This is a genomic window from Blattabacterium cuenoti (genome assembly GCF_014252375.1).
GTDB classification, from domain to species: Bacteria; Bacteroidota; Bacteroidia; order Flavobacteriales; family Blattabacteriaceae; genus Blattabacterium; species Blattabacterium cuenoti_AH.
In genome coordinates this window covers 52,861-67,735 of sequence record NZ_CP059221.1, presented here as the reverse complement: position 1 = coordinate 67,735, position 14,875 = coordinate 52,861, and the positions used below count along the sequence as shown (strand labels likewise).

The 14,875-nt window shown below is 21.4% G+C and carries 13 protein-coding genes; 7 read left to right on the top strand and 6 right to left on the bottom strand.

The features are described 5' to 3' along the window. Window positions 1-8: 8 nt before the first annotated feature. Complete coding sequence (locus tag H0H34_RS00290) at window positions 9-1,763, top strand: TrkH family potassium uptake protein (RefSeq protein ID WP_317167293.1); 1,755 nt, start codon at window positions 9-11, stop codon at window positions 1,761-1,763. A gap of 9 nt (window positions 1,764-1,772) precedes the next feature. After that, window positions 1,773-2,465, top strand: a complete 693-nt coding sequence (locus tag H0H34_RS00285; protein WP_185873352.1) for a potassium channel family protein — start codon at window positions 1,773-1,775, stop codon at window positions 2,463-2,465. Here H0H34_RS00285 and H0H34_RS00280 read toward each other — a convergent pair. From H0H34_RS00280 to H0H34_RS00255, 6 genes are read right to left on the bottom strand one after another with little or no spacing between them, the layout of a single operon-like run. Further along, the gene (locus H0H34_RS00280; RefSeq protein ID WP_185873351.1) at window positions 2,460-3,647 is read right to left on the bottom strand and encodes a hypothetical protein; all 1,188 of its coding nucleotides are present in this window, start codon (window positions 3,645-3,647) and stop codon (window positions 2,460-2,462) included. The genes H0H34_RS00285 and H0H34_RS00280 overlap by 6 nt on opposite strands. A 17-nt stretch (window positions 3,648-3,664) precedes the next feature. After that, window positions 3,665-4,264, bottom strand: coding sequence for a c-type cytochrome (locus tag H0H34_RS00275; RefSeq protein WP_185873350.1), 600 nt, complete (start codon window positions 4,262-4,264; stop codon window positions 3,665-3,667). Window positions 4,265-4,279: 15 nt separating this feature from the next. Continuing rightward, window positions 4,280-4,801 carry a DUF3341 domain-containing protein gene (locus H0H34_RS00270; RefSeq protein WP_185873349.1) on the bottom strand — a complete coding sequence of 174 codons (522 nt, stop codon included), beginning with the start codon at window positions 4,799-4,801 and terminating at the stop codon, window positions 4,280-4,282. Further along, entirely contained in the window at window positions 4,791-6,155 is a 1,365-nt protein-coding gene (gene nrfD / locus H0H34_RS00265; protein ID WP_185873348.1) for an NrfD/PsrC family molybdoenzyme membrane anchor subunit, read from the bottom strand. The genes H0H34_RS00270 and nrfD overlap by 11 nt, the downstream gene beginning before the upstream one ends. A gap of 8 nt (window positions 6,156-6,163) precedes the next feature. Continuing rightward, complete coding sequence (locus H0H34_RS00260; RefSeq protein ID WP_185873347.1) at window positions 6,164-9,088, bottom strand: 4Fe-4S dicluster domain-containing protein; 2,925 nt, start codon at window positions 9,086-9,088, stop codon at window positions 6,164-6,166. Between the two features lie 24 nt (window positions 9,089-9,112). Then, window positions 9,113-10,426 carry a c-type cytochrome gene (locus tag H0H34_RS00255; protein WP_185873346.1) on the bottom strand — a complete coding sequence of 438 codons (1,314 nt, stop codon included), beginning with the start codon at window positions 10,424-10,426 and terminating at the stop codon, window positions 9,113-9,115. 146 nt (window positions 10,427-10,572) lie between these two features. Here H0H34_RS00255 and H0H34_RS00250 point away from each other — a divergent pair, with 146 nt between their 5' ends. From H0H34_RS00250 to H0H34_RS00230, 5 genes are read left to right on the top strand one after another with little or no spacing between them, the layout of a single operon-like run. Next, window positions 10,573-11,865, top strand: a complete 1,293-nt coding sequence (locus H0H34_RS00250; protein ID WP_185873345.1) for a M16 family metallopeptidase — start codon at window positions 10,573-10,575, stop codon at window positions 11,863-11,865. 26 nt (window positions 11,866-11,891) lie between these two features. Further along, complete coding sequence (locus H0H34_RS00245; protein ID WP_185873344.1) at window positions 11,892-13,265, top strand: M16 family metallopeptidase; 1,374 nt, start codon at window positions 11,892-11,894, stop codon at window positions 13,263-13,265. After that, a complete protein-coding gene (locus H0H34_RS00240) occupies window positions 13,258-13,572 on the top strand; it encodes a DUF59 domain-containing protein (protein WP_185873343.1) in 315 nt (104 codons plus the stop codon). Before H0H34_RS00245 ends, H0H34_RS00240 begins: the two co-directional genes overlap by 8 nt. Window positions 13,573-13,583: 11 nt before the next feature. Next, window positions 13,584-14,510: an SPFH domain-containing protein gene (locus tag H0H34_RS00235; protein WP_185873342.1), complete on the top strand. Its 927-nt coding sequence runs from the start codon at window positions 13,584-13,586 to the stop codon at window positions 14,508-14,510. 5 nt (window positions 14,511-14,515) lie between these two features. Beyond that, on the top strand, window positions 14,516-14,869 hold the full coding sequence (locus tag H0H34_RS00230) for a DUF3127 domain-containing protein (protein WP_185873341.1): 354 nt from the start codon (window positions 14,516-14,518) through the stop codon (window positions 14,867-14,869). Window positions 14,870-14,875: the final 6 nt, after the last annotated feature.

The following is a 14,875-nucleotide window of genomic DNA, read 5'->3' as shown; positions in this document are numbered from 1 at the left end:
TTACAATTTTGAGAATATTTAGGAATATTATAGAAATATTGTATCCAATTATATTTTTTTATATAATTTTTTATTTAGGTTGGGGAGAATCTTACTTTTTTAATTTTTTTAACGTAAAAAATATTATAATAACAATATCTATAATAAATATATTACATCTACTTATTTTTTTTGATAGAAGAATAGAAAATGATTATAAATCAATGATCTTTTTATCAATATTTGTATTAACTATACCAATTATTTTATTTATAAAAAATTTATTTAATAATAATATATATTCATACGTTAAAATATTTTCTATTATTAGTATAATAATTTATATCGTAATTAGAACTGCATATATAATGAAAAGAATATATGTAAAAATACATAATCCAATTTTTATATTTATTATTAGTTTTATTTTTTTATCCATTTTAGGATCTATATTATTAATGTTACCAGGAGCAACAGTATATAATATATCATTCATAGATGCATTGTTCACTTCTACAAGCGCTGTTTGTGTTACTGGACTTGTTGTTTTAGATACATCAAAAGATTTTACTTTTATTGGAAAATTAATAATATTAACACTAATAGAAATAGGAGGTCTTGGTATATTAACTATAACTTCTTTTTTTAATTTCTTTTTCCAAAAAAATTTTTCATTTAAAGAAGCAATTTTTGCTAGTAATTTTCTAAATACTAAAACAACTAATAATGTTCTTTTTTTTGCTGTAAAAGTAGTATTATTTACTATAATAATAGAATTAGTAGGATCGTTATTAATTTATTTTACTATTGACAGAAATTCATATTTTAATAAAATGTTAAAACCTAATGTAGATATATTTTTTTTCTCTATTTTTCATTCTATATCTGCATTTTGTAATAGTGGATTTTCTACACTTGACAATGGATTAAATTCAGAAACTATTCGATTTAATTATTTATTTCAATTAGTAATATCATTTTTGATAATTTTAGGAGGAATAGGTTTTAATATAGTATTTAATTTTTTTACATTTATTTGGTTAACATTTAAAAAATATATTTATAAAATATTTTTTAATAAAAATATAAGAAATCCAGTACATATAGTTACATTGAATACAAAAATAGTTTTATTAACTACTTTTTACCTTTTATTTTTTGGAACTATTTTTTATTATATTAGTGAATATAGTAATTCATTATCAGAACATTCATCATTTTTTGGAAAATGGATTGTATCATTTTTTTCTTCCACATATGCTAGAACAGCAGGTTTTAATATTTTAAATTTAAAAAATTTTAATTCTTTCACCATTTTATTTACTATGTTTTTAATGTGGATAGGTGCTTCTCCTTCTTCTACTGGAGGTGGAATTAAAACTGTTACTTTTGCAATAGCATTACTTAACATTATTTCTTTATCTAAAAATAAAAATAGGTTAGAAATACAGAAAAGAGAAATTTCTTCTAAATCTATTCGTTTATCTTTTGCTATTATAATGCTTTCTATAATAATTATTTATATGGGTGTATTGTTAATAGTTTTTTTTGATCCATACAAAAATGTTTTATCTATTTTTTTTGAAGTTATTTCTGCTTTTTCCACAACTGGTTTATCTTTAGGAATAACATATAGTTTATCTATTGGAAGTAAATTGGTATTAATTTTATTAATGTTATTAGGAAGAATAGGAACTATAAATATAATGATTTTTTTATTAAAAAGAAATATTATTAATATCAATTATTATAAATTTCCTAAAGAAAATGTTATAATTAATTAAAAAGTAAATATGAAAATTATAATTATTGGATTAGGAAATTTTGGAAGAGCTTTAGCACTTAGTTTAACTGATAATGGACATGAGGTTTTTGGAATAGATAATAAAATAGAAAAAGTTGATTCATTAAAAAATCATATTGCTAATGTTATATGTATGGATGCTAATAATGAAGAATCATACAAAATGTTACCTATTAACCAAGCTAATTTAGGTATTGTTGCAATAGGAGAAAATGAAGGATCATCAATAGTTACAACTGCGATATTAAAAAAAAATTACAAACATCTTAAAATAATAAGTAGATCTTTATCAAAGATACATGATACTATATTAGATGCGATGGGGATTAAAAATGTTGTTCATCCAGAACAAGATGCAGCTTTTAGATTAACAAAACAATTATCTTTTGATTATGCCTTGGATTATTTTCAAGTAGACAATAAACATTCTATTGCTGAAATATTTTCTCCTTTTTCTTTTAGTGGTAAAACAGTTAAAAATATAAAATTAATACAAAAATATTCTATTTTAATAATTACTATAATTAGAGATAAAATAAATGTTTCACATAACAAAAAACGTTCAACTAAAAATGTTATAGGATTAATAACTGGTAAAACTATTTTACAAGAAGGAGATATATTAACTATATTTGGATCAAATAAATCAATAATTAATTTTATAAAAAGTAATAAATTATAAATTATGATTATTGTGTTCCTTACTTTCTTTAAAGTAAGGATGTTCAATAAAATATAATTTTTTATTATCTAAATTTAATAATAATATATATAGAAATACCCCTCCTATTATAAAAAAAGAACTTAATTCATATATACCAAATGACATTATATTATATAATAATGGATATATTAAATTATATAAATCTATATAATGTCCTATTAATATTATTATTGATATTAATAATAATATATTTGAATTACATTTATTTTTTCTACTTATAAGAAATAATGGAATTAAAAAATTTGGAATTAACATCCAAAAATGAATATTATAATATAATGTTTCCCTTTTAAAAAAATAAGATATTTCTTCTGGAATGTTACCGTACCAATAAAGAAGAAATTGAGAAAACCAAAAATAACTCCATAATAGGCTACCAGAAAAAATATATGTTCCTAAATCATTCATATGACTTTTTTTAAAAAAATTAAAATTTCCAGTTTTTTTTAAAAAAATAGAAACAATAGTAATAAAAGAGATTCCATTAATTAATATACCACTTAGAAAGTACCATCCAAATATAGTACTAAACCAATATGGATTAATACACATTATCCAATCCCAAGATATAAAAGTAGAAATAATAAAAAAAAATATTATAAAATAAAGAGAATTATAATATAATTTTTTATAAAAATTTAATGAATAACAAATATTTAAAGTATTAGATATTTTTTTTATTTTCAAATAAAAAAATGTACATCCTAACATATAAATAATATTTCTTAATAAAAAAAATGGGATATTTAAGTACAGCTTTTTTTTAGATAAAACTTCATCATAATAAATAGATTTTTCATTATATAAATAATTATTCATCCAATTAAATATTGGTTTATTTGAATAAAATATATTAATTAGTATAATGATAAATATAATAATTAATCCATAGGGAATAAAAGATGATATTTTTTCCATAATTATATGAAATATTATTGACCATCCTGATTTTGAAATATTTTGTATAGATAAAAATAATAATGATCCTATAGATATTGAAAAAAAATATATAGAAGATATGTATAAACTAGTATATAATTTTTTTTCATTAAATTCAGTACATTTATATAACATTAAAATAATTCCAAATGTTATAATTGATATAATAAACTTTTTATAATTTTTAGAAAATTTATACATAATTGATAAAATTATTTTTATCTTTTTAAATACATAACATATTCAGATACTTTCCATCTATCTACTTCATTTAGTTGTGAGGAATAAGAAGACATATTATTTTTTCCATATGTAACAACATAGTATACACTTCCAACAGTTAATTCTCTATCTTTATAATCAGGTACTCCTAAAATTTTTTCATTTTTTACTAAAAATCCTTGACCGTCACCTTTTTCTCCATGACAAATAGAACAATTTATATAATATAATTTTTTACCTTCTTTTAAAATATTATTTATATTATTTATTTTTAATAATGGAGACGTTTTTATTTTTTTTGAAAAATCTTTACCTTTAATTGATATTAGATATGATGTTGGATCATAATTTTTTTTTCTTGACACTGTTCCTTTTACAGGATAAAGTGATGAAGTACTATTATTAAAAATTGTAGTGTCAACATTTTTACTATTTTTTTTTATAAAATCTGGATCAGAATATGGCTCATATGCATTAGAATAATACATATCAGGCATATATACTACTCTTGGATTTTCTTTATTGAAAATAAAAAAATTTAAAATAATTATTATTGATAGTATAGAAAAAAGAAAATAATAAATATATTTTATCATTATTGTTTAATTAACTTAATTAACTTTTATTGCTCCATTTTTTAATAAAAATTTTTCCATATTATTTTTATTTTTTTTATATATTTTTATTTTTATTAAAAAAATATAATCTGTTGTTCTTGGATCTGGATTTTTTGCCTTACATCCAGGATACAATTTACATTTAAATAAATAAGTTATACACATTAAATGTGCAGAAAAAAATATTATTAACTCAAATATAACTGGAATAAAAGATGGTAAATTTTTTATAAATGAATAATAAGGCTTTCCTCCAATATTTTGTGGCCAATCAAAAATCATGATATACCATATTAAAATCATAGAAAATAAAAATCCTAATAGTCCATATATAAAAGATAAAAAAGATAGATTAGTATTTTTTAAATTTATTAATTTATTTAATCCGTGAATTGGATATGGAGAGTATATATCATTTATATAACAATTATTTTTTTTAATTAAAATTTTAATATTCTTTATAAGAATAGTTTCGTTATCATATAATGCCAATAAATTACAATAATTATTGTTCATCAGTTTTTTTCAAAATTGTTTTTAATTCTGATTGTGATATTACAGGAAAAACACGTATATATATTAGATAAAGAGTAAAAAATAATCCAATTGTTCCTATAAATATTCCTACATCTACAAAAGATGGAATAAATCCAGTCCAAGAAGATGGAAGATAATCATGGCTTAAATTAAGAACAATAATGTCAAATCTTTCAAACCACATACCAATATTTATAATTATTGCTATTACATAAGACCAAAAAAAGCTTCTTCTTATTGATTTAATCCATAAAAATTGAGGAATAATAATATTACAAAATATTAATGACCAAAATGCCCACCAAAAAGGTCCTTCTGATGCTTTTTTTGAAAAATATATAAACTCTTCAAAAGGACTAGTTGAATACCATGCCATAATATATTCCGTTATATATGCTAATAACACAATACCTCCTGTAAATAGTATTATCATATTCATATATTCAATATGATCTCTAGTAATATAATTTTCTAGAGAAAGAACTTTTCTAGCTACACCTAATAATGTTTGAACCATAGCAAATCCAGAAAATATAGCCCCTGCTACAAAATATGGTGGAAAAATAGTGCTATGCCAACCTTTAATAACTGAAGTAGAAAAATCAAAAGATACTATTGTATGTACAGAAAAAACTAATGGTGTACATAAACCAGCTAATATTAAAGAAATTTCTTCAAATCTTTGCCATTCTTTAGCACTTCCATTCCATCCAAAACTAAGAATAGAATATATTTTTTTTTGAAATGGATCAGAGACTTTATCTCTTATCATTGCAAAATCAGGTATTAACCCAATAAACCAAAATACAGTAGATACAGAAAAATAAGTACTAATAGCAAAAACATCCCATAATAAAGGTGAATTAAAATTAGGCCAAATGGATCCAAATTGATTAGGAATTGGTAATACCCAATGAGCATTCCATGGCCTTCCCATATGTATAATAGGAAATAATCCAGCTTGTATTACAGCAAATATTGTCATAGCTTCTGCTGAACGATTGATAGATAAACGCCATTTTTGACGAAATAATAATAATACTGCTGATATCAATGTTCCCGCATGACCTATTCCTACCCACCATACAAAGTTAGTAATATCCCATGCCCAATTTACTGTTCTATTTAATCCCCATACTCCAATTCCAGTTGTTATTGTATATATAATACATATTAATCCCCACAAAAATGCTAAAATAGATATTGATATAGAAATCCACCATAGTTTACCAGCTTTATTTATTATAGGATTTATAATATCATTTGTTATATCTTGTATTTTTTTTTCTCCTTTAATCAGTTTATTTCTATGAAATTTTTTATAATTAAACATTTTTTAATTTATTCATCATTTTCTATATTATTTATTTTTAATAAATAATTAACATTAGGATTAATCCCTATAAAATCAAGAAGCTTATAAGATCTTGAATTATTTAATTTTTTTGAAATTTTACTATTTTTATCATTAATATCACCAAATGTTATTGCATCTGTTGGACATGATATACTACATGCTGTTTCAAATTCTTCATCTTTTACTTTTCTTTTTTCTTTTTTTGCTATTCCAATAGAATATTGAGTTTTTTGAATACACAAAGAACATTTTTCCATTACCCCCCTACTTCTAATAACAACATCTGGATTTAAAACCATTTTTCCTAATTTATTATTCATGTTAAAATCAAATTTTTTATTATTTGCGTAATCAAACCAATTGAACCTTCTAACTTTATAAGGACAATTATTTGCACAATAACGAGTTCCTACACATCGATTATATGTCATCATATTTTGTCCTTGTGTACTATGAGTAGTAGCAGCTACTGGACAAACTGTTTCACATGGTGCATATTCACAGTGTTGACACATTATTGGCTGAAAAGATATTTTAGGATTAACATTAAAAACGTTAATATTCTCTTTTTTATTGCTATTATCATAATTATTTACAGTATTATCTGAATAATATCTATCAATACGTATCCAATGCATATCTCTAGAATTTTCTATTTCGTTTCTTCCAACAACTGGTACATTATTTTCTGAATGACAAGCAATTACACAAGTTCCACAACCTATACATGAGTTTAAATCTATAGAAAGATTGAAATGATGCCCTTTAATTTCTTTATTTTTATCTAAAAACTTATTAGAAATTTTTTCTTCTTCTTTTTTATTCCAAACATTTTTGGGGAAATTTAAAAATGTATTTAGATTAGTTTTTTTTACTAAATTTCTATTTAATGAAGTATTTTGTAATTGTATACAAGCAAATTTATGTATTTTATTCGTTTTTTTTATGTATATATTATATTGGTTAATATTGAAATTTTTATAAATTACATATGAATTTTTTCCATTACATAAATTTGATAATTTTCCTATTTTTTGTCCATATCCTAGAGCAATACCTATAGATCCATTACTTTGTCCTGGTTGAATAAATATAGGAATATTTTTAATAAAAATTTTATTATCTTTTATTAAATCAACGCAATTTCCATGTAATGTTCCATCTGTTTTATACCAATTTTTTAAATTATTATTTTTAGCATCAAAGTCTGATATAGTTAAATAATTACCCCAAGTAGTTCTTGTTATTGGATCAGGAAATTCTTGTATCCATGGATTGTTATATTGATTTCCATCCCCCATATTTACTTTTGTATATAACCTAAGTTCCAATGAATTATTATTTATTTTATTAATTTTTTTTATATGTTTTATTTTATAATGATTTTTATTACTTATTATAGTATTACTACTATTGTTGTCTTTAGTATTCAAGTATCCATAAAATAAACATTCATTAAAAGAAGAATAATTCGATTTTGGTATTATATTACTTTCCCATTCATTTTTTAAGTATTGATAATAGTTTTTATTTTTTATTTTTCCCCAAATTATTAAAGAATCTTGAAATTGTCTTGTATTAAAAATATTTTTTATAGTAGGCTGAATAAGAGTATAATAGTTAGAGATTGGATTAGTATCCCCCCAGGATTCAAGCCAATGAGGAATAGGCGCAATTATATCTGTTAATTTATTAGTTTCATTTTTATTCATAGAAAATGAAACTGTCATAGGAGTTTTTTTTATTAATTTTCTGAATTTATTAGACAATGGATATGGAAGGCTATAAATAGGATCTAAATCATAAATAAATAATGCACCAATATTTTTATTATATGAATTTTTTACAAAAAATTTAAATTTATCATCATCACTATTTTTTGATAAAAAAAACTTATTATGATTTATAGCGTTACTTTTTATTTCTTTATTTATCAAAAATGATAATTCATAAGATTCTTGATCTCCATCAGAAAAAATTACACTTTCATTTCCAAATTTTTTAATTAGATTATAAATTTTTATTGTTTCTTTATCCATTATATTATTTTTACCTAATACAATTTTTTGATAAAGATTAAATAACATTTTTTTTATTTCAGATGGTTTTTTTGAAATACGTATATCAGCATTAGAACCTGATAAAGACATATTGCTTTCAATATGGATATGTTTTAACATATTTTTATTAGGATCTCTATTTTTTGTATAATATTTTACCATACTACCAGGATACCAATCCAATAAAAAATCTGCATCAAATGATACTATTAGTTTTATATTTTTTATGTTAAAAAAAGGAAAATTACGTATTCCAAATATTTCTTTAGATGCATTTAAAGCTTTTGAATATGATATAGGATCATATATAATCCATTCTGTATTTGGATAATTTTTTTTAAAATCGTTAATTAATTTTTTTGTAGAAAAACTTGGTAAAGATGGAGTAATAAAAATAATTTTTTTTTGTTTTTTTTTAAAAAAATTTAAATTATTAATTATATAATCATCTATAGATTCCCAATTACTTTTTTTTCCTTTTATATATGGATATTTTAATCTTTCTTCATCATAAAGTGACAATAAAGATGATTGTATTCTAACTGAAACATTATTAAAATATGTAGATTTATAATTAGGTTCTATTTTTATTGGTCTACCTTCTCTCGTTTTTACCAAAACACATCCTATGTCAAAAGAGTCTATCATAGTAGATGCATAATAAATAGGTTCTCCAAGAACAATTTCTTCTGGTTTTACTACATAAGGAATTGATTTTATAACTGGGCCTTTACAAGCTGCTAAAGTAACTGATGCAGTGCTGAATCCAATCCATTTTAGAAAATCTCTTCTTGAACTTTTTTCACTAAAAAATTTTTTTATTGAAAATTTTTTTTCTTTATTAATCATTGGTAAATATATTAATAATTGATTTTAATAATGACATTTAGCACATTCAGTTCCACCAATTTTATCAATTGTATTTTTTTCTGTATTATTTTTATTATTTTTTAAAAAATATTCTTTATAATATTTATTATCCTTATCAAATTCTATATTTCTATGACAAGAAATACACCATCCCATTGTAAAATCTTCTGACATTTTAATTTGATTCATTTCATTAACTTCTCCATGACATGCATTACATACTGTTTCAACCTTTTTAAATTTTTTTATTGATTTATTCCCAGATATAATATGTTGAGAATGATCAAAATATACAAAATCAGGCATATTATGTATTCTAATCCATTTTATAGGATGAATTTTCCCAGTATATTTCATTTTTTTTTCATCCCATCCAATAGCATAATAAATTTTTTTAATTTCATTGTTATATTCTTCTCTACTTTTTCCCTTTTCTATATAATCTCCATTATATTCATTAATAGTAATATGGCAATTCATACAAATATTTGCAGATGGAATACCTGATACTTTTCCATATTTTGCATTCGAATGACAATATAAACAATCTATTTTATTAATTCCAGAATGTATTTTATGAGAAAAATAAATAGGTTGTTTCGGCTCATATCCTTTGTTAACATCTATTTTCATTAAAAAATTCCATATTAAATATATATTAAATATTGCAAATGTTATTAGAAATAATAATAAAAAATACCAGTTTCTTAAATTTTTTCTCAAAAAATTTTCATATATAATTTTTATAAATAAATCTTTTTTAGGAAAAAAAACATTATCTTTAAATAATAGTTTATATAAGATTAATACTTTATATAATATCCAAATTATTATTATGAATATAATTATTAAGAATAATATAAATAATTTTATTAAAAAATTTTTTTCTTCAATAATATTAATATTTTCTTTGTCTTTATCTTCTTCTTTATCTTTCTTATTTTTTTCTAATTTTTCATCTTTTATAAAAGATAAAATATCATCTATTTGTTTACTTGATAATTGTGCAAATGAATTCATTTCTATACCCTGATATTCTTTATAAATTTTTATTGCTTCCTTATCTCCACTATTTCTTAATGATTTATTATCTTTTATCCATTTATGTAGCCATTCACGATTTCTTTTTTTTGTTATTCCATATAAAGCAGGACCTACCATTTTTTTTTTCAAATCTATTGAATGACATGCTGTACAATTTTTTTTAAAAAGATCTTTACCATTATTAACATCTCCTTCTATAAGATTTTGTGATTTTACAACAGTAGCAGTAGTAAATAATAATAAAAATATAACAGGGAAAAAAATCTTATTCATAATTACGAAAATTCATAAAATAATTTTTAAACAAAGAAAATTAAGAAAAAAAATATTATATTATTTATTTTAAAATAAAATTGTAAATTTCTTAATTTGAGAAATATATCTAAACTTACAATAAAAATTAAATTTCTGATATTATTATGATGAATAAAATTCAAAATGATTATAAAATTAATTTTTTAGAAGAAGAACTTTCAAATGGATTAAATATAATTTATCATCAAGATAAAAGAAATCCAATAATATATACATCAGTATTATACCATGTTGGTAGTAAAAATGAAGATCCTGGAAAAACTGGATTTGCACATTTTTTTGAACATCTTATGTTTGAAGGATCAGAAAATATAAATAAAGGTGATTATTATAAATATGTTGCCTCTAATGGAGGCCAAAATAATGCTTATACAAATCAAGATGAAACATACTATTATGAAATAATGCCATCTAATTGTTTACCTATTGCGTTATGGTTAGAATCAGAAAGAATGTTTTATGCAAAAATTGATAATGATAGTATAAGAATTCAGAGAGAAGTTGTAAAAGAAGAAAAAAAAATGAGAGTGGATAATCAACCTTATACTAAGGTTTTATCAGAAATAATTCCATCTTTATTATTTAAAAAACATCCTTATAAATATCCAGTAATTGGATGTGATAGAGACTTAGATGCAGCAACAAAAAAAGATTATGAAAAATTTTATAATACATATTATTCACCTAATAATGCAATATTAGTAATAACAGGAGATTTTGAGTTAAATGAAGCAAAAGAATTGGTAAACAAATATTTTTCATTTAATTCAAAAAAGAAATATAATAAAACAATAAATTTTCCAGTTGAGGATCCAATAAATGAAGAAATAGTATCAACATTTTTTGATAAAAATTCAAAAATCCCCGGAATATTTTTATCTTATAGAACATCAAATATTTCAAATGATGATTTTTATAAATTAAAAATAATGGATTATATTATTTCTTCTGGAGGTGAAAGTTCAAGAATTATTAAAAATATAGTAAATGTAAAGCAATTAGCAGCATATGCTGGAACATTTTTAGATGTTATGGAAGATTATGGAGTTTTTACTATATATGGAATAATTAATCATGGTGTTTCTTTAAAAAAGTTATTAGAAGAAATAGATAAAGAAGTGGAACTACTTAAAGATAAAGGAATAACACAGTACGAATTAGATAAGCAAATGAATTTATTTGAAAAAGGATTTATTTATAGTAATTATTTTATGAGTGGTATTGCATCTAATTTGTCGCATTATAATTTATATTATAAAAATACAAATTTAATTAATACTGTAATGGATAATTATAAGAAAGTTACAACATCGGATATTAAAGAAGTAGCTAATAAATATTTAAATAAAAATAATAGAGTCTGTTTATATAATATACCAAAACATTTAAAATCTTAATATTAAACTTTTTATTAATTAAATTTATGATGAAAAAAGATATATCTATACCTCCTAAATTATTGAAAAGAAATATTAATATAAATATAGAAAAACCTGTTTATTTTTTATTGAAAAATGGATTACAAGTTTTATTAGTAGAAAATCATAAACTACCATTAGTCAAAATTTCATTGGAAATAGACTATATTCCATTTTTAGAAAAAGATAAGTCAGGAATAAGAAAAGTTTTTGGTAGAATGTTAAGATCTGGTACTAAGAATTATTCTAAAGAAGAATTAGAATCCATAATAGATTACATGGGAATAAATCTTGATACATCTTTTAATGAAATAACAATTTCTACTTTAAAAAAATATTTAAATAAATCAATATCTATTTTAATAGAGATATTAACAAATTGTAAATTCTCTAATAATGAAGAATTAGAAAATATAACAAAACAAATAAAAACAAATATAGAAATTAATGAAAAAGATCCTAATAACATATTAAAAAATGTAAGAAATCTAATTTATTTTGGAAAAAATCATCCATATGGAGAACATGAAACTGTTGACACCATAAATAATATAACTATTGATGATTTAAAAAAATTATATAAAAAATATTATATACCAAATAGATTTTATATTTCTTTTATAGGAGATATTTCTAAAAAAGAAGTTAAATTTTTATGTAAAAATTATTTATCTAAATGGAAAAAAAAATCTTATGTAAATAAATATAAAAATATATATACACCATCATTTGATAAAATGGAAGTACATATAGTAGATATTCCATTTTTAACTCAATCTAATATTTGTTTTGGTAAAACAGTTTATCTAAAAAAGAGTGATCCATTATATATTCCCTCTATTATAGCTAATAGTATATTGGGAGAGGGACCATATAGTAGGCTATTTTTAAATTTAAGGGAAAAAAATGCTTATACATATGGTATTTATTCTATATTATATGCAGATAGAAATATTGGTAATTTCTCTATTTATACTAAAGTAAGAAATGAAGTTACAAAAGATGCAGTTAAAAATATAATTTATGAATTATCTAATATTGTTAATAAAAAAATATCTTTAGAAGAATTAAATATTAAAAAACAAGAAATAATTGGACAATTTTTATTAGATTTAGAAGATTCTACTAAAATTAGTGATTTTTTTATATGTGAAAAAAAGAATAATCTTCCACATGGATTTTATAAAAATTTCGTAAAAAAAATTCAATCAGTTACAGTAGATGATGTAAATAAGGTTTGTAGTAAATTTTTTACTACTGATAAAGGTAGTATTTTAATTATAGGTAAATCAAAAGAAATTATTTCGTCAATAAAAGATTTAGGTTATCCTATTCATTTTTTAGATATAAATGGAAATTTTTTGAAAAGAAATGTGTAATAAGAGTGTATTAAAAAATCGTATAATATCTATATTAAAAAATATATATGATCCTGAAATACCTGTAGATATTTATGAATTAGGTTTAATTTACGATATTCAAATTTTTTCTGAAAATGAAGTAAAAATAATAATGACATTAACAAGTCCAAATTGTCCTATAATAGATTCTTTACCAAAAGAAATAGAAAATAAAATAAAATCTATAAAAAATGTTAAAAAAGTAAAAATAAATTTAACTTTTGATCCACCTTGGAGTAAAGAATTTATGAGTGAAGAAGCCCGTTTAGAATTAGGTTTATTATAAATAATATAATTATGAATATTTTTGATTTATTTTTTTACGGAATATTAATTGTTTCATCTTTTTCTATACTTTCCAGTTTTTTGTTTGTAGTAAATCAAGAAACTGCTGTTATTATTGAAAGGATGGGAAAATTCCACAGTGTACGTAATGCTGGATTAAATTTAAAAATTCCTTATGCAGATCGTATTATAGGAAAATTATCCTTAAAAATTCAACAATTAGACGTATTAATTGATACAAAAACAAAAGATAATGTATTTGTAAAAGTAAAAATTTCAGTTCAATATAAAGTAATAAGAGATAAAGTTTATGAAGCTTTTTATAAGCTTGATAATTCACATTCTCAAATTACTTCTTATATATTTGATGTAGTTCGTGCTGAAGTACCAAAAATGAAATTAGATGATGTTTTTGAAAGAAAAGATGATATAGCTATTGCTGTAAAAAATGAATTAGAAGAATCAATGTTGGATTATGGTTATTCAATTATAAAAACATTAGTTACAGATTTAGATCCAGATGAACAAGTAAAATCAGCAATGAATAGAATAAATACAGCGGAAAGGGAAAAGGTTGCTGCAGAATATAAAGCGGAATCTGAAAGAATAAAAATAGTAGCTAAAGCAAAAGCAGAAGCTGAAAGTAAAAAATTAGAAGGAAAAGGTACCGCTGATCAAAGAAGAGAGATCTCTAGAGGAATTTTAGAATCTATAGAAATTTTGAATAAAATGGGAATTAATTCTCATGAAGCATCAGCACTAATTGTTGTTACTCAACATTACGATACTCTTCAATCTATAGGAAAAGAAAGTAATACTAATTTAATATTATTGCCTAATACTCCTGGATCAGCAAATGAAATGTTAAATAATATGATAACTTCATTTAGCGTATCTAATCAAATAAAGGATTATAAAAATAAAGATAAAAAGAAATAAAATATATGGAGATAATAGGGAAAGTTAAGGAAATACTTCAATTACAAAAATTTGAAAGTGGATTTAAAAAAAGAGAATTGGTTATTACTACTGATGAACCTTATCCTCAAAATATATTAATTGAATTTATTCAGGATAAAGTTGGATTATTAGATATAATAAAATTACAAGATAAAGTAAAAGTATTTTTTAATATTAAAGGTAGAGAGTGGAAAACACCAGATGGGGTTATAAAATATTTTAATTCTATTCAAGGGTGGAAAATAGACGTAATTTTAAATTCTAATCTTTCTAATAAAAAAGAAATTTCATCACAATCTTCTTTATCTTCTGATGATTTTGATGATCTTCCTTTTTAATTTAAA